General features: G+C 49.7%; 16 protein-coding genes. 10 read left to right on the forward strand and 6 right to left on the reverse strand.

Translation table 11 applies throughout. The features are described 5' to 3' along the window. Window positions 1–17: 17 nt before the first annotated feature. From KTH89_RS05755 to KTH89_RS05775, 5 genes are all read right to left on the reverse strand, one after another. Window positions 18–896, reverse strand: coding sequence for an MBL fold metallo-hydrolase (locus KTH89_RS05755; protein ID WP_238721005.1), 879 nt, complete (start codon window positions 894–896; stop codon window positions 18–20). A 200-nt stretch (window positions 897–1,096) separates the two neighbouring features. Beyond that, window positions 1,097–1,435, reverse strand: coding sequence for a hypothetical protein (locus KTH89_RS05760; protein WP_158347983.1), 339 nt, complete (start codon window positions 1,433–1,435; stop codon window positions 1,097–1,099). A gap of 15 nt (window positions 1,436–1,450) precedes the next feature. Further along, window positions 1,451–2,224, reverse strand: coding sequence for an SDR family oxidoreductase (locus tag KTH89_RS05765; protein ID WP_158347985.1), 774 nt, complete (start codon window positions 2,222–2,224; stop codon window positions 1,451–1,453). Window positions 2,225–2,381: 157 nt separating this feature from the next. Beyond that, the gene (feoB, locus tag KTH89_RS05770) at window positions 2,382–4,268 is read right to left on the reverse strand and encodes a ferrous iron transport protein B (protein ID WP_238721006.1); all 1,887 of its coding nucleotides are present in this window, start codon (window positions 4,266–4,268) and stop codon (window positions 2,382–2,384) included. Window positions 4,269–4,271: 3 nt separating this feature from the next. Next, window positions 4,272–4,517: a FeoA family protein gene (locus KTH89_RS05775; protein ID WP_158347989.1), complete on the reverse strand. Its 246-nt coding sequence runs from the start codon at window positions 4,515–4,517 to the stop codon at window positions 4,272–4,274. A 280-nt stretch (window positions 4,518–4,797) separates the two neighbouring features. Between KTH89_RS05775 and KTH89_RS05780 the strand changes: the two genes are divergently transcribed. The 5 genes from KTH89_RS05780 to KTH89_RS05800 all read left to right on the forward strand — a co-directional run bounded on the left by KTH89_RS05780 (window position 4,798) and on the right by KTH89_RS05800 (window position 9,467). Further along, window positions 4,798–5,217, forward strand: coding sequence for a metal-dependent transcriptional regulator (locus KTH89_RS05780; RefSeq protein ID WP_238721007.1), 420 nt, complete (start codon window positions 4,798–4,800; stop codon window positions 5,215–5,217). Window positions 5,218–5,343: 126 nt separating this feature from the next. Continuing rightward, entirely contained in the window at window positions 5,344–5,907 is a 564-nt protein-coding gene (locus tag KTH89_RS05785) for a TetR/AcrR family transcriptional regulator (RefSeq protein WP_158347993.1), read from the forward strand. 190 nt (window positions 5,908–6,097) lie between these two features. Further along, the gene (locus KTH89_RS05790; RefSeq protein WP_238721008.1) at window positions 6,098–6,760 is read left to right on the forward strand and encodes a hypothetical protein; all 663 of its coding nucleotides are present in this window, start codon (window positions 6,098–6,100) and stop codon (window positions 6,758–6,760) included. A 94-nt stretch (window positions 6,761–6,854) separates the two neighbouring features. Further along, a complete protein-coding gene (locus tag KTH89_RS05795; protein WP_238721009.1) occupies window positions 6,855–8,441 on the forward strand; it encodes a spermidine synthase in 1,587 nt (528 codons plus the stop codon). Between the two features lie 3 nt (window positions 8,442–8,444). Next, window positions 8,445–9,467 carry an ABC transporter substrate-binding protein gene (locus tag KTH89_RS05800; protein WP_238721010.1) on the forward strand — a complete coding sequence of 341 codons (1,023 nt, stop codon included), beginning with the start codon at window positions 8,445–8,447 and terminating at the stop codon, window positions 9,465–9,467. A 62-nt stretch (window positions 9,468–9,529) separates the two neighbouring features. Here KTH89_RS05800 and KTH89_RS05805 read toward each other — a convergent pair whose 3' ends face one another. Further along, window positions 9,530–10,612, reverse strand: a complete 1,083-nt coding sequence (locus KTH89_RS05805; RefSeq protein WP_158348001.1) for an endonuclease/exonuclease/phosphatase family protein — start codon at window positions 10,610–10,612, stop codon at window positions 9,530–9,532. A gap of 276 nt (window positions 10,613–10,888) precedes the next feature. Here KTH89_RS05805 and KTH89_RS05810 point away from each other — a divergent pair, with 276 nt between their 5' ends. The 5 genes from KTH89_RS05810 to KTH89_RS05830 are packed head-to-tail and all read left to right on the forward strand — an operon-like array spanning window position 10,889 to window position 15,707. After that, window positions 10,889–12,073 (forward strand): MGDG synthase family glycosyltransferase, encoded by a 1,185-nt coding sequence (locus KTH89_RS05810; protein WP_238721011.1) that lies wholly within the window; start codon window positions 10,889–10,891, stop codon window positions 12,071–12,073. Further along, window positions 12,048–12,641 (forward strand): polysaccharide deacetylase family protein, encoded by a 594-nt coding sequence (locus KTH89_RS05815; RefSeq protein WP_238721012.1) that lies wholly within the window; start codon window positions 12,048–12,050, stop codon window positions 12,639–12,641. The genes KTH89_RS05810 and KTH89_RS05815 overlap by 26 nt, the downstream gene beginning before the upstream one ends. Then, entirely contained in the window at window positions 12,634–13,689 is a 1,056-nt protein-coding gene (locus tag KTH89_RS05820; RefSeq protein ID WP_238721013.1) for a lysylphosphatidylglycerol synthase transmembrane domain-containing protein, read from the forward strand. Before KTH89_RS05815 ends, KTH89_RS05820 begins: the two co-directional genes overlap by 8 nt. After that, on the forward strand, window positions 13,682–14,401 hold the full coding sequence (locus KTH89_RS05825; RefSeq protein WP_238721014.1) for a response regulator transcription factor: 720 nt from the start codon (window positions 13,682–13,684) through the stop codon (window positions 14,399–14,401). Before KTH89_RS05820 ends, KTH89_RS05825 begins: the two co-directional genes overlap by 8 nt. After that, window positions 14,373–15,707, forward strand: a complete 1,335-nt coding sequence (locus tag KTH89_RS05830) for a HAMP domain-containing sensor histidine kinase (protein WP_238721015.1) — start codon at window positions 14,373–14,375, stop codon at window positions 15,705–15,707. The genes KTH89_RS05825 and KTH89_RS05830 overlap by 29 nt, the downstream gene beginning before the upstream one ends. Window positions 15,708–15,763: the final 56 nt, after the last annotated feature.

Genomic DNA, 15,763 nt, shown 5'->3' on the forward strand with positions numbered 1-15,763 from the left:
TAAACGACGTTTTCTCCTTATATCCGCTTCCACAACAGCATATTATTTTCAAATTCCACATCAAGTCTGCCCGTATCTTTTAACCACGCGAGATAGGAGCGAACGGTGCTGCCCACAAGGACATACTGTTCAAAATTCATTGTTAACGCATAATCTGCAAACAATCTTTGCAGGATAATTTCAAAGCAAAGCGGTTCTGAACAAATATCAATCATCTTTTCAGCGATTTGATATACTTTATCGATATTGTACTGCGCTAATTCGGAAATGTTTGCAGTGGCTGCCGCATGAGCAGGAATAAACATTTTCGCGGTGAGCGACTTTACCATTTCAAGCGTTTGTATGTAAGCCGCAACATCATAAATAAATCCAATCTGGTATTTATCCAGCGTTTCCCGGCTTGACAGGCAATCGGCAAGATAGATTACGTTATCAGGAGTCCGAAAGCCCACCATATCAAAAAAATGCCCCGGCAGATTGATCATTTCAAATTTGTCCGGCACAACATCTTTTGTCAAATATTCCGCGTCACTTTCCTGCGCCATAAGAAATTTATGTTTTAGGTCTTTGCACGGATAACCGCCATATAAAAATGACGGTTCCAAAATAGGGTGTCTTGTAAAATTGCACTCAATACCCGGAGCGTAAATTTTACATCCGGTCTGCCCTTGCAGATACTTATTGCCGCCGATATGGTCTGCGTTAGAATGGGTATTATAAATTGCTGTTAAATGCCAGCCGTTTGCATCCAATATCTGACGGATTTTGCGTCCTGCATCCTTGTCATTGCCGCTGTCAATCAGGCAAACGTCTGTGTCGTTCAGTTTCACAAGCCCTATTTTGGCAGGACTTTGAATATAATAGCTCATTTCTGAAACCTGTATCAATTCGTACATAATGTGGCTACCTCCGTTCGTCTTTCTTTCACTATTATTTTACGCCTATTTAGAACAAGCTACAATATTCAAAAAGGAACCCGTCCGGCCGGATGGATTCCTTTTTGATTGCACCGCGTAACATCGTTAAGCGAAAGCGACGGAAGAACCGGGATAAGACACCGTTCCAGCTTCGCCCTTCTTCCTTAAACCACACCAAACTACAGCGGATAAATATTCAGCCTCTTAATCTTCCCTTCCCGGTCGACTTCCGATATATATGCCATAACCGGCACGACGTGCTCCTGGTAAATGATAAAGTACCAGACGATATCGTTTCCCTTGTAGCGCACGCTGCGGATAGTAAAAGGTCCCCCATTAAACCCGAATTTGTGATGGAACATCATCTCGATAGCCATTTTCCCTTCCAGATGGAGGGTATCCATTCCCGCCTTGTTCACGGATGAGTCGTGGAGCACGCCGTATTCGTTGAACAGATCGGCCAGCGCCACGCAGTCTCCCTTTTTCATACATTCAATATACTGCTCTAATATTTTCATTCGGAACCCCTCCTTTTATATCTGTTCGGAACGCAGAAGCGCGTCTATTCCACCGTCTACAAAGAGAATCACTCCATTGATCCCGCTGGCCTCCTGTGAAGCCAGGAATACGATGCCGTTGGCGATCTCTTCCGCATCCAGGAATTCCCTTCTGCCGTACCTTGTGGGGATCGGAATCAAAAGCGCCGCATCCATCTGGGATTCCGTCATGTTCTGGGTCATCGGCGTAGTCGTATTTCCGGGCGCTACCGCGTTAATCCGCAGTCCGTCTACCGCCCAGGAGGGAGAAACCCTGCGCACCCATCGGGCCAGCGCACGTTTTGAGGAACTGTAGCAGGAAGGAGTCAACGTGTCCGGGATTTCCCCTATGTACTCCATCGTCCGCTCTTCATCCATAACATCTGCCAGCATATCGACCCAATCTTCCCTCACGGTCATATTCGTAATCGAGTTGGAGGATGTCACCACACAGCAGCCGTTCTTCTTTTTGAGAAGCGGCCGCAACCCTTCCGCGATCTGTACGCTGGCATAAAAATTCAAGGCAAAAATCACCTTCGGTTTCGCCGTAGGACCTACCCCTGCATTGCAGATCAATCCGTCAATTCCATCCGGATATTTCAGTATAACAGCTTCAATGGCGTCCTGTCTGCCCTCCTTTGTGGACAAATCAGCCAGATAGTCGCCTCCTTTTAAGTCAATGTTGTACACTTCATGCCCCTGATCCTGCAATTTCTTCCTGGTTGCAGCGCCGATCCCGGTGGTGCCTCCTGTAATTACATAAATACCCATGCATTCCCCTTCCTTTCTTCTCCCCATCGCTTAAAAGATTGTTAAAAATTTAATAATAGGAATTATTACTGTTTTACTCTTTTATGCTATCACGGATGGTAAATGTTGTCAATTTAATTAAAATCTTAACATTATGATTAAAAATTTCACACACCGGTTACGCAGCTCCGGTTATTCTGGCAACAGCGGCGAACAGAAAACAAAACAGCATTCCAAAAGCCGTGGGGATCAGGAAGGCGGCTGCGGTCCATTTGAGGCTCCCGGTCTCCTTATGAATCGTCAGACATGCCGTCGAACAGGGCCAGTGCATCAGGCAGAACAGCATCGTGCACACGGCGGTAACCCAGGTCCAGCCGTTTTGCACCAGTAATCTTCGCAGTTCCCCCAGATCATTTAATTCCAGAAGGCTGCCGGTTGCCATATAAGACATGATAATAATCGGAACCACGATTTCATTGGCCGGAAATCCCAGGATAAAAGCGAGAAGGATCACCCCGTCCAGACCCAGAAGCCTGGCAAAGGGGTTCAAAAACCCGGATGTACAGGCCAGCAGGCTCCTCCCATCCACCTGGACATTTGCCATAATCCAGATGACCAGTCCGGCAGGCGCGGCTACCAGCACCGCCCTTCCAAGCACGAACAGGGTCCGGTCAAAGATCGATCTGACGATCACCTTCCCGATCTGCGGCTTCCGGTAAGGCGGCAGCTCCAGCGCGAAGGAGGAAGGCACCCCTTTTAAAATCGTCCTGGACAATAAGGAGGATACCAGAAATGTCATCAGGATTCCAAACAGGATCACCAGTGTCAACAGGATGGCGGAGGCCGCCGATGTCGCCGCGCCGGACCAGGTTCCGATCAAAAACATGCTGATGATGGCGATCAGCGTGGGAAATCTGCCGTTACACGGAACAAAGTTATTCGTCAGGATCGCGATCAGCCGTTCCCTGGGAGAATCGATAATGCGGCATCCCGTAATCCCGGCCGCGTTGCAGCCGAATCCCATACACATGGTAAGCGCCTGTTTTCCGCAGGCGCAGGCCCTGTGAAAGCAATGATCCAGATTAAAAGCCACTCTGGGCAGGTATCCGAAATCCTCCAATAACGTAAACAGCGGGAAAAAGATCGCCATGGGAGGCAGCATAACCGAGACCACCCAGGCCAAAACCCGGTAAACGCCGAAGATCAGCGGTTCATACAGCCACGCCGGTACCTGAATCCATACGCAAAACGCAAGCAGCTGATCCTGTATCCGGAACAACAGATCCGCCAGCAGGCCGGAAGGGACATTGGCCCCCACGATCGTGATCCAGAACACAGCGCATAAAAGCAGCAGCATGATCGGTATTCCCGTGAGCCGGCTGGTGAGAATCTTATCAAGCTTTCGTTCCCGTTCCCTGTATTTTACATTTTCGATCAAAACCACATCCCGGCACAGTTGTTCCGCAGTCTGCACCAAACGCGTCATTTCCTCCTCCGCGTCATTATTGAGCAGATCTTCCCGATTGATTTCCGGCCGCAGCGGATCGTGCTCCATAAGATACTCCGGCAATGTCTGTACGCTCTTAAGCAGTTCTGTCAGTCCCTCTTTGCTCCTGGCGCTGGTTCCGACCACCGGTATGCCCAGTCTTTGTTCCAGCAGCCGTAAGTTTAACCTGATCTTTTTCTTTCTGGCCTCATCCAGCAGATTCACGCAGACGATGACCTTCTCCGTAAATGACAGAGTTTGTAATACCAGAATCAGATTCCGTTCCAGGCAGGTGGCGTCGCAGACTACGATCACCGCCTCCGCCTCTCCGGAGCAGATGTATTCCCCGGCCAGCTCCTCCTCCGCCGAATGAGGGGACAAGGAGTACGTACCCGGCAGATCCACAATTCTGTATGTTTTTCCTTCATATGTACAGTGGCCATAAGCCACCGCCACCGTCTTCCCCGGCCAATTACCCGTGTGCTGGTTCATTCCGGTCAGTGCATTGAATACTGTGCTTTTTCCTACGTTAGGGTTTCCGGCCAAAGCGATATTCCATTCTTCTTTTTTATTTTCCATAGGTTACTCCTTTGCGCATTCCCAGACCAGGATACCGGAGGAATCCTCCGTCCGAAGCGCTATCACGGCTCCCCGGATCTCATAGGCCGCCGGGTCGCCGCTGGGGCTTTTCTGCCTGCAGGATATTTTAGTCCCTGCGACCACGCCCAGATCAAAAAGCCTGCGGCGCATCGCCCCCTTATTGATAATTCCCGCAACGACGGCCGACTGTCCTTCATTCAGATCACACAATGATTTTCCTTTTGCCATATGACCAACTCCTGTATACACTCCTATTTCCCGCTCTTACTAAAATTTAGTTCAGGGAAACTTTGTTTCTTGCTATATGATATTCATCTGCCCCGCAAGTGTTACAGCATTCTTACCGCACAGATAAAAATCTCCGCCCTTTTTCCGGGGCATATCCTGACATGCCGGTACATAAACTGAAAAAGAGGAAATGCCTGCGCCGGCCATTGCCGCCCGCTGCGAAGCATTCCGTACGAAATAACCTATACAAAATAACCTATACAGAACAGGAAGTGACCTCATGCAGGATGACCAATTTTATACAAGCAAAGGCTACGAGGCCAGAAACCCGGGTGAACTGTCCCCGGCTATGGAGGACTATCTGGAAATGATCTGCCGCCATATCCGGGAAGGAAATATCATGCGCATCAATGTGCTGGCTTCTCTGCTGCACGTCACGCCCCCTTCCGCCTCCAAGATGGTCAACAAGCTCAAAGACATGGGCTACGTGTCCTTTCAGCCTTACGGCTATATCCAGTTAACAGAAAAAGGCGGACAAAAAGGCCGGTTTCTCCTTGAACGCCATGATATACTTCACCGGCTGTTCTGCCTGATCAACCATTCCGAAAATGAACTGGAAACCGTCGAATTGATCGAGCATTACATTAATGAGGATACGATTTATAATATCCGCGCGTTTTTAGATTCTCTTCCCGGATAGCGGGGCCTCTTTTTCATCTCCCGCTTTAAAATATACGATCCAAAACCTTAGATCCCTCTTGACAGTTTCCTTTTAGGGTAGTATCATGAACATTGTTCAAGTTGAAGTTGAGGAGATGAATTACGTATGAACAAAAATGTAACTTCCAAAGAACATATCCTGTCCGTTACACAGGAAATAGCCAAGAATGAGGGGCTGGCAAACATCAGTATCCGAAAAGTGGCCGAGCGGTGTAATATCGCCATTGGTTCCATTTACAACTACTATCCCACCAAATCGGCCCTGATCATAGCTGTCATCGAAAACTTCTGGTGCGGTCTGTTTCACCGGGATATCTGTACCTGGTCCGAAAAAATACGCTTTACGGAAAGTTTCGAGGATATTTATCACAAATTTTATACATATCTTCAGGAGTTCCGCCATAACTTTTTACAGCAGATCGCCTCTCTCACGGTCGCAGAGAAAGAAGCCGGCCGGAAAGCCGAAGCCGAAACGTTCCAACACATCCAAAAAGGCTTTCTAGCCCTGCTGGAGCGGGATACCCAGATCCGGGAAGATATCTGGGATGAAAAGTTCACGAAGGAAGACTTCTCCCTTTTCCTGTTCGCCAATATGATGTGCATGCTGCGTAACGACCAGACCGATTGTACCTTTTTGATCGAACTGCTGAACCGGCTGCTTTATACCTGAGTCTCTCTCCCACAAGCCGTAACGGCAGCGGTTCCGTGCGTGCGTTTCGTACCGGAAATTGACAGACCTGTTTTTGTTTTTCAAATTGAACATCGTTCATACATTTACAAAAGATTCTCGTAACTAATTAAGAAAAGAAACCCCTGATTTTCTAAACGCTTATTACTGTTTAAAAGAAAGGATGTTAACTATGCAGGCAATTATGGAAACTTTATTCGATATCGTATATTTATCCACCGTCATCACGCTGGGAATCCTGATGATCCGGCGCGCCGGTTCCAACATGCAGACCAGACTATTCGGGATCATGGCCGTTGTATTAGGATGCGGCGACGCTTTTCATCTGATCCCCAGGGCCTACGCGCTCTGCACCGATGGGCTGGCCGCCCACGCTGCCTCACTGGGGATCGGAAAGCTCATCACCTCCATTACTATGACCGTCTTCTATGTTCTGCTGTATCATGTCTGGAGGAAACGCTATGAGATCACCGGACGCACCTCTTTGACTGCAGCCATCTATATCCTGGCCGCCCTGCGTATCCTGCTGTGTCTGTTCCCCCAGAACGGCTGGCTTGAGGCTGCTCCTCCGCTCTCCTGGGGAATCTGGCGCAACATCCCCTTCGCTCTGATCGGCCTTGTCATCATCGTCCTGTTTTATCAGGAAGCCCGCCGTCACCGGGACAAAGACTTCCGTTTCATGTGGCTGGCCATCACCATCAGCTTTTTGATGTATATCCCGGTGGTGCTGTTCGCCGACACCATCCCGCCCGTTGGAGCCCTCATGATTCCCAAGACGATCGCCTACGTGTGGGTGGTCTGGATGGGATTTAAGGCTTCCCGGTCACCAAAATAATTAAAACCGTTCACCTTTTAGTTGTAAAAGTCCACGAGATTTTTTATAATACTCTTTAAGATGTTAATTCAACGACAGGATAAAGGAGTATTATATGGACAAGAAAAATTTATTGAGAAGCAAGTATTTTCTGTATGCAACCGAATTTTTCGCCGGTATGTCGGTTATGGCGATTGAGTTGGGTGCCAGCCGTCTGCTGGCACCCTATTTCAGTTCCTCCCAGATCGTCTGGACCGTGATCATCGGTACGATCATGATCGCCATGGCCCTTGGCAATATATGGGGAGGCCGGATGGCGGATAAGAATCCGGACCCGGGACGGCTGTTCGGCCGTCTCCTGATCGCCGCGATCTGGATCGCCGCGATACCCTTTGCCGGCAAATATGTCATAGCCGGAATTTCCCTGGCGGTAGCCATGGTGGTGGAAAAGAACTTCCTGGTCTGGGCTTCCCTGATCTGCTGCCTGGTGATCTTTGTATTTCCGCTGATGCTGCTGGGAACCGTCACCCCGTCTCTGGTAAAATACACGATGGAAGATCTGGAGAATAACGGGGAAATCGTCGGAAGATTAGGCGCGTTAAATACGATAGGAAGTATCATCGGCACCTTTTTGCCTACCTTTGTCACCATTCCCGCCGTGGGAACCGCGGCCACATTCATTATATTTTCATCCGTTCTGGCGCTGCTGGGCATCCTTTATTTCCTCACCGTGAAAAAAAAGCTGGTCAAATGCGTGGTCAGCGTCCTGCTGATCGGAATTTTCAGCCTCTCCTCCGTCCAATACAGCTTCGCTTTTTGGGAAAAGGACTTAAGCTACGAGGGGGAATCGATCTATAATTATCTGCAGGTGAAGGAGGACGACTCCAGCATCATCCTTTCCACCAATGTTCTGGCCGGTGTGCAGTCGATCAAGATGAAAAATGCGGATCTGACCGGCATGTATTATGATTATGCCATGGCCGCCCCCTATATGGCCGGAATCGGGAACCAGCCGGGCGCCGACATTCTGATTCTGGGTCTTGGAACCGGCACATACGCGTCCTTATGTACCAAATATCTGCCTGATGCCAATATTGAAGGTGTGGAGATCGATGAGAAGATTGTAAAGCTGGCGGACACTTATTTTGATCTGCCGGAAAGCGTGGACGTCAGCGTTTATGATGGACGGGCTTATCTGTCCACAGAGAAAAAATATGATGTCATTATGGTGGATGCCTATCAGGATATTACGATTCCGTTCCAGATGTCTTCCGTGGAATTTTTTACCATGGTGAAGGAACATCTGAACGAAGATGGTGTGATGGTGGTCAATATGAATATGCACTCCTCTAAGGAGGGCTCTATCAATGAATATCTCTGCGATACCATCGCCTCGGTTTTTCCGCAGGTTTACACGGCCGTTCTGGAACGGGGCACCAATATAGAACTTTTTGCATCCGGAAATCCGGATATGCTGGCGGTCTTCGACCAGGACCGGGCATCGATCGCCGATCCGTCTCTCGCGGCTATGATGGAGCAGGTCAGCGGCAGACTTACGCCGGAAAAGGGCGGGAACCGGATTCTGACCGATGACAAGGCTCCCGTAGAGCTTCTGGGCATGAAGGTGATCGACGAACTGATCGCCGATGAGCTTCAGTATTATAAAGAAATTATAAAATCCGGAGACTGGGAGGCGCTTTAAATCATGAAAAAATCCTCTGCTGTCCTTCTCGCGGTATGGTTGCTGTTCTCGCTGACCGCCTGCGGCAGTACGCCGGCCTCCACAAAACCGGCTGATTCGCCGGCGCCTGCCCGATCTTCCGCCGAATCGGACGGGACAGAAGGCAGAACTTCGCTGGAATCGGAAGCGGAAACCCTGGCCAGTACGCTCCCCGGTATTGACCGGGCCGGAAATGAGATCGCCATTCCCAAAGAAACCAATAAAATCGTATCCCTCACTCCAGCCGTCACCGGACTGCTCTGTGATCTGGGGCTTTCCGGCCGCATCGTCTGCGTGGACCCGGATTCTCGGGAAACCATTAAGGATCTGGATGCGGATATCGCCGTCTGCGATCCGCTGTCGCCGGATATACCAAAGCTGCTCTCTCTTGCGCCGGATATCGTTTTTACCGACACCCCGATGGCGCCCTCCGGACAGAATCTGTATCAGGCCGCTGTGGAAGCCGGTATCTGCGTAGCGGAAATCCCTCCTTCCCACACGCTGGGGAATATCGAGGATGATATCCAGTTTGTCGCCGACTGTGTTGGAAAAACGATGGAAGGTGAAACCATAGTTGCGGATATGGAAATCGATATTCAGAAGACAGCGTCCATCGGCCGGACCATCTCAGACCCGAAAACCGTGCTGTTTGAGTTCTCCGGACTTCCCTCGATCCAAAGCTTTGGAACCGGCGTTTATCTCAATGAAATGCTGGAGATCATCGGCGCCAAAAATGTTCTGGCCCAAGAGATCGGCTGGGTATCCCTGGAAGAAGAGCAGGCCCTGGAAGCAAATCCCGATGTGATTCTAACCGCTTGCGCAGGCCAGGATGCCGATGCCGTGGAAGAGATTCTGAACCGGCCCGGCTGGGAAAATATTACCGCGGTTCAGAACCTGGAGGTCCACGCAATCGACCGGTCCGGCTGTCTTATCCCGAACCAGCATATCATCGGTACTTTGCATGAAATGGCTGCGGCTGTGTATCCGCAGGATTATCATGATAACTAGCACTTGTGCTTTTCTTCCATAGGCGCCTTTGCTATGGAATAAAATAAATCTTAAATAGGAGCTTACTTTTCTTCCAGTTGGAACGTAAGCAGCACCGGATTGTGATCCGAATAGCGGAACCCGGCGTCTATATTCTCCACCGCCGTGCACGTCACATTATCGGATAATATGAATCCATCCAGAACCGTGACAAAGTTTTCCCCTTTTACATAGGGGCGGTCGGCATTCCGGCATGTGGGAACCAGATCCTCCGTAATCTCCGGAAGCTCCAGACGCAGCCCCTCTCCCAGCATTTCTTTTGGAAAGGCCTCCGCCCAGCCGGGGGTCTCCTGCTTGGATTGGAAGATCTCGGCGGAGTTCCCATACAGATCCTGATTAAAATCTCCCGCACAGACGACGTAATTTCCCTTCTCATATTCCTGCTGCATATCTCCCGACAGCATCCGGATCTGGTCTTCCCGGATCGTTCCGTCCTTCGTATAGGCGGACAGATGGATGTTATACAGGCATAATTCCCGGCCGTTCTCCACCGGAATTCTGCTCACCACGTAACACCGGTCCAGATCCACAAATTTCATCGGGCTGGTATCGATCGGCAGGCTTCTTCTCATGGCGCTCTCGATCCGGTATCTGGAAAATGTGGCCAGGCCGGCCACGGATTTCCCATGGGGTTCCAGAATCGGATAAAACAGATAAGCGGAATCGAAATTCAGGGCGAAATCCACGGCCATATCCGGGAACCATTCTTTGAGCATCTCATACTGATTCACATGATAACTTCTGGTGGCGTCAAGATCCACTTCCTGAAAAAATGCGAAGTCCGGGTCCAGCTCTTTGATCCAACCGGCCGCCCCGTCCGTATTCTCGATCACCGCGTCTTTACTGAACGCCCGGGATTCGCTCCCTCCATCCATAAAAAAGCTGTAATCTGTGGAATACGCTCCGAATCCAATGTTAAACGTGGTTATCTTATAGGGTGTCTGCGTCTGTGCCACGGCATCCACATTATTCTCAGGCTCCACGGCTAAATGGTCTTCAATCCTGTGGTAACTGGCAAATACATAGATCACATATCCCAGTACAACCAGGATAAATACCCCCAAAACCGCCAGGATACTTTTTAATATTACCCTCTTCTTTTTCATAGAACATCCTCCCGTGTCATAATCTTATTTTTCTGTAATCTTTATTCTGTAATCTTTGTCGCTCTTATTTCTGTTTCTTATTCCGCTCATTAAATTCTTCTTACCTTTTCCCTTATCACCAGTTTAGACTTTTCCGTCTCATTCGTAAAGAATCTTTTAGATTTTCCTTCTTTTTTCTTTATAAATATCTTCTGCAAATCTGAAGATTTGTTGGATAAAATTTCCTATATATCTTCCGGGCATAGGTACCCATGCAAAAAAGAAGGGGGCTTTGATATGAATATCATAATACTGACCGGGAAATTCGGGATGGGACACTATATGGCGGCCAGCGCCATCGCTGAACACTGGAAGCTTATACAGCCAAATGCAGATATTGAGGTCATCGACTGGTTCCAATATGTATTCCCGCGTCTTTCCCGGCCCGGATACCGGCTGTTTAGCTGGATCGTCCGGCATGCGCAAAAATATTATAATGACAGATACTGCCGCCTGGAAAACCAAAACACGGACTTCAAACCCCAGGTACCATCTCTGATGTTCTGGCGTTTCCGTCATCTCCTCCGGGAAAAACAGCCGGATCTGATCGTAGCCACCCTCCCGCTCTGCTCTCAGACTGTCTGTTATTATCGGGAGAAAACAGGCAATCCGGTCCCCCTCATTACCTGTGTGACTGATATCACCGCCCATTCCGAATGGATTCACCAGGAAACCGACGCCTATATGGTCGGTTCCGAGCTCGTGAGGCAGGGACTGATCAAAAAGGGCGTTCCCTTCGGCAGGATCACAGTCACCGGCATTCCGGTCCGCCCCAGGTTCGACGATCCTGGTATGCCCTCTTCCGATTACCAACTTAAGGCAGGATCTCCCCTCGCGGAAACTGCTAAAAAGAAGCTGCTGATTATGGGCGGCGGGTTAGGCATGCTTCCCACGACTCCCGGTTTCTATCAATATTTGGAGTCACAGTCCAACCGGCTGGAGACCACGATTATCACCGGCAGAAACAAGCGCCTCCGGCGGCAACTGAGCGCCGCTTATCCTTCCCTGCGGGTTCTTGGTTATGTAAATGATATTCCGGCTTATATGAAGGAAGCCGACGCCATCGTCACAAAACCGGGCGGAATCACAACATTCGAGGCCATTCACAGCGAAACCCCTATTTTTGCCTGGAATCCGGCTCTGCGCCAGGAGATCTATAATGGGGATTTCTTGGAGGTGATGCGTATCGGCACTGTGATCCGGGAAAACACAGTGGAAGGGATACGAAACGTCTGCAGTTTTCTGTCTGATGACCGGAAAATGCAGATCCTGCGCAAAAATATGCGCGTCTTAAAAGCCTATTACGCCCAGAATTCTATACTGGACGTGGCAAAGAAGGCTCTGGATCACGCATCCTTGCAGGCTCTCTATCAATTAAGAAAGGACAATTATCTATATGAAGCAGTTGGCTATAACCTTTGACGACGGACCGGACCCGCGTTACACCGGACTTCTGCTGGATCTGTTGAAGGAACATCAAATACCGGCCACTTTTTTCGTGGTGGCTACCAACGCAAAAAACAATCCCGATCTGATCCACAGGATGCTGGCGGAACATCATCAGGTGGCAATGCATTCCTACAGCCACCGTCATGCGTGGCTTAGTTCTTATCCCTATTTGAAAAAAGATTTTCAGTACAGCTTTGAAATTATGAAGGAACTTGGCTGCCGGCCATGCTGCTACCGGCCTCCCTGGGGGGCCCGCAATCCTTTTACCGGGTATTTCTTAAAACAGTACGGTCTGCGGCTGGTGCTCTGGGATGTCATGGTGCAGGACTGGCAGGCAAAAGCCACGGTTCAGCGCACCAAAGACCGGATTCTGGCGCGGGTCTTTGACGGCGCCGTTCTGTGCCTGCACGACGCAGGCGAAAAGACCGGGGGCTCCAAAGGGGCGCCCCTTCGCACCATCGAAGCGCTACGCATGGCCCTGCCCCTTTTAGAAAGGGATTATGTTTTTAAAACGATAGAGGAGCTAAAGCCAAATGAATGATACTGCAAAACCGAAAAAACAGGCCGGTGGGATTCTGCTGCTTCTTGCCTTAACCGCTCTTACCGTCTGGATTTTCTTAAAGGACTACTCGCCGCAGCAGCTCATAGAGGCCCTTGGAAAAGCAAACCCTCTCTATTTGCTGGCAGGCCTTGGCATGATGTTTGTGTTCGTCGGCTGTGAGGCGGTAAATATGAAGCTGATCTTTCATGACCTTGCCCTGACGGTACCATTCCGGCGCTGTATCGGATACGCGTTTATCGGTTTTTATTTCAGTTCGATCACCCCGTCATCCAGCGGAGGGCAGCCGATGCAGATGTATTATATGAACAAGGACCGCATTCCCGTTACTTATTCCTCTGTCGCCATCTTTTTCATCGTACTGCTCTATCAGATCGCCATGCTTTTGCTTGGAGGTCTAATGTGGCTGATCCGGCCGGGACTGGCCGGGCAGATGGCCGGGAAACTGGGACTGCTGCTGGTCTATGGAGTGATTATGAACGCGGCGGCGGTAGCCGGAATACTACTGATCATGTATTCCAAAAGAGCCGTCCCCTTCCTGGTGAATGCGGCGGTCCGATTCGGAAACAGGCTCCATCTGATCCGGGAACCGGAGGCGACGCGCAGCCGCCTTCAGGAATCTGTCCGGACCTATCACGAGAAAACAGGTTATGTGAAAAAAAATCCATCCTTGTTTTTTAAAGTACTATTTGTTACGATGGTACAAATGACTGCCCTCAATCTGGTTCCCTGGTTTGTCTACTGCGGCCTGGGCTTTTCCGGTCATGGCTTTCTGGATTTTCTGGCCTGTCAGTCCATACTGACCATATCCGTATCCGCGGTTCCGCTGCCGGGCGCCGTCGGAGCGGCGGAAGGAGGCTTTTTGTGGGCTTTTGGATTATTGTTTCCCCAGTCTGCGCTGGCTGCCGCTATGATCGTCAGCCGGGGGATTAGTTTTTATCTCTTTTTATTCATCAGCTTTATCGTCTGTTTTATGATACATCTGAGAATATTCGGACGAAGGAGAAAGAAGGATTTGACCTATGCATAAGGAGCAGATTAAAATATTAGCGGCCGACGATGATCCTGATATTCTGGAAATCCTGGATATCGTCCTGAAACGGGAAGGCTATCAAGTCGTACTTGCCAAGAACGGAGAGGAAGCGGTCCGCTTCGCTTCCCCTGACATAGATTTATTTATTTTGGATATCGCGATGCCGGTTAAGGACGGTTTTTTTGCCTGCCGGGAGATCCGCGGCAAATCCATGGCCCCCATATTATTTCTCACAGCCAGGACTCAGGAGACGGATAAAACCGCCGGTTTTTCGGCCGGCGCGGACGACTATCTGGCGAAGCCATTTTCCAATGCGGAATTACTCTTGAGGGTCAATGCCCTGCTGCGCCGCTGCTATATCTACGGCCATCCCGGGCGCGGTTCCCAGGTCGGGGTCTATGAACTGGGCCGGCTGACCCTGGATACCAATACAAAGACCGTATCCTTAAATCAGGAACCCATTTTATTAACGCCTACCGAATACGGAATCCTGGAACTGATGATCCGATACACCGGCAAAGTGTTCAGCGCCCAGGAGCTATATGAATCGGTCTGGAATGAACCCTACAGTTATGTGGAAAATAATACGATCGTCGTTCACATCAGTAATCTTAGGAAAAAAATAGAAGCAGATCCGAAAACGCCGGAATACATTAAAAGTATGTGGGGGAAAGGCTATTATGTGGAACAAAGGATACAGGCCCTCTAAGCTGGGCCTTCATTTCTTTCTGAAGGCGGTGGCGGCGGCTTTATTGAGCATCTCTCTCTACGTACTGATGGTGGAGGCCGCCGACTACTATGTGAACCGCATGGATATCGACCGGGAACTCTATCAGTCTGTCATCGATGAGACGACGGTAGATTTTCAAAGCTACGTAACCGAGCACGAGCTGAGCAGCAAGGATTCCGACGAGATCTATGAGTGGGACCGTCGTCAAAAATTAGTTCATATCTGGCTTATCAAAGATAACCAGATCATATACGATTCCTTGAGCTACCTGTCTCAAAATATTCCAAAAAACCTGTTTACCAAATCCGTATCCAACATCGGATATACACCGGTCACTATCCGGTTCACAGACGGCCCCGCCTACCTTTCCGTCAATATCCTGTACCGGAAGCGCATCGAAGACCGCCTGGAATTCGCGATTGCCGTCCTGTGTATTCTGCTCTTTTCCTCTTACATTTTCCGTGAATTCGGCAAGTTGGTGAAAGCCGTGCTGCGCATCGAAAAGGGCATTCACATCCTGGAGAGCGGCGATCTCACCTATCAGATCGACATCCACCGGGACGACGAGCTGGCCGATCTGGTCGACAGCATCAACCGCATGAGCCAGGAACTGGACAGCAAACGCCGCAGCGAGGAACTGATGCAGCAGAAGAATTACCGCCTGGTGACCTCCATCTCCCACGACATCCGCACCCCGCTGACTTCCATCATCAGCTACGTGGATCTGATGCTCTCCCCAAATCCGATCCCTGCGGAAGAACAGACCCGGTACCTGGAAAAAATCAGAGAAAAATCCTCTCTTATCCGTGACCTGACCGACAACCTTTTCACACATTTTGTAAATAAAAGTACGGAATATGAGCTCCACTACGAATGGATCACCGGGAACGACTTCCTCCTCTACCTTCTCAACAACCTAAAAGAAGTCCTGTGCGATCAGGGGTACGAGGTTGATATTCACATCGACATCCAGGATGAATTCTTCCTGAAGGTAGATGCCGTCCAGATGATACGTGTCTTCAATAATCTGGAGAGCAACCTTTTAAAATACGCCGATAACACCGTCCCGATCCGGTATCAGGCCTGCCTGTGCGATATGAAGCTGGTAATCGAGGGGAAGAACTCCGTCTCCCAGCATCCCGACCCAGAGAGCTACGGCGTGGGAATCCGCACCTGCCAGGAAATTCTGGAGCTTCATCACGGCTCCTTAAACGAACATCTGGACGGCAACTCCTATCAGATCACCCTGACTCTTCCCATCGCCTTCCATCTGGATCCATATTAACTTTTTCCATCATATCATGAGCTTCTCCGTTTATATCACGGGCTTCCCATTAAAAG

The sequence above is a fragment of the Diplocloster agilis genome, from assembly GCF_019042275.1.
Classification (GTDB): domain Bacteria; phylum Bacillota; class Clostridia; order Lachnospirales; family Lachnospiraceae; genus Diplocloster; species Diplocloster agilis.

Bases quoted from the DNA above. Each gene is read 5' to 3' on its own strand.
- KTH89_RS05790 (WP_238721008.1), top strand. From the start codon at position 6,098: ATGCAGGCAATTATGGAAACTTTATTCGATATCGTATATTTATCCACC.
- KTH89_RS05815 (WP_238721012.1), top strand. From the start codon at position 12,048: ATGAAGCAGTTGGCTATAACCTTTGACGACGGACCGGACCCGCGTTAC.
- KTH89_RS05755 (WP_238721005.1), bottom strand. From the start codon at position 896: ATGTACGAATTGATACAGGTTTCAGAAATGAGCTATTATATTCAAAGT.
- KTH89_RS05795 (WP_238721009.1), top strand. From the start codon at position 6,855: ATGGACAAGAAAAATTTATTGAGAAGCAAGTATTTTCTGTATGCAACC.
- KTH89_RS05780 (WP_238721007.1), top strand. From the start codon at position 4,798: ATGCAGGATGACCAATTTTATACAAGCAAAGGCTACGAGGCCAGAAAC.
- KTH89_RS05805 (WP_158348001.1), bottom strand. From the start codon at position 10,612: ATGAAAAAGAAGAGGGTAATATTAAAAAGTATCCTGGCGGTTTTGGGG.
- KTH89_RS05800 (WP_238721010.1), top strand. From the start codon at position 8,445: ATGAAAAAATCCTCTGCTGTCCTTCTCGCGGTATGGTTGCTGTTCTCG.
- KTH89_RS05830 (WP_238721015.1), top strand. From the start codon at position 14,373: ATGTGGAACAAAGGATACAGGCCCTCTAAGCTGGGCCTTCATTTCTTT.
- KTH89_RS05775 (WP_158347989.1), bottom strand. From the start codon at position 4,517: ATGGCAAAAGGAAAATCATTGTGTGATCTGAATGAAGGACAGTCGGCC.
- KTH89_RS05765 (WP_158347985.1), bottom strand. From the start codon at position 2,224: ATGGGTATTTATGTAATTACAGGAGGCACCACCGGGATCGGCGCTGCA.
- feoB (WP_238721006.1), bottom strand. From the start codon at position 4,268: ATGGAAAATAAAAAAGAAGAATGGAATATCGCTTTGGCCGGAAACCCT.
- KTH89_RS05785 (WP_158347993.1), top strand. From the start codon at position 5,344: ATGAACAAAAATGTAACTTCCAAAGAACATATCCTGTCCGTTACACAG.
- KTH89_RS05760 (WP_158347983.1), bottom strand. From the start codon at position 1,435: ATGAAAATATTAGAGCAGTATATTGAATGTATGAAAAAGGGAGACTGC.
- KTH89_RS05825 (WP_238721014.1), top strand. From the start codon at position 13,682: ATGCATAAGGAGCAGATTAAAATATTAGCGGCCGACGATGATCCTGAT.
- KTH89_RS05820 (WP_238721013.1), top strand. From the start codon at position 12,634: ATGAATGATACTGCAAAACCGAAAAAACAGGCCGGTGGGATTCTGCTG.
- KTH89_RS05810 (WP_238721011.1), top strand. From the start codon at position 10,889: ATGAATATCATAATACTGACCGGGAAATTCGGGATGGGACACTATATG.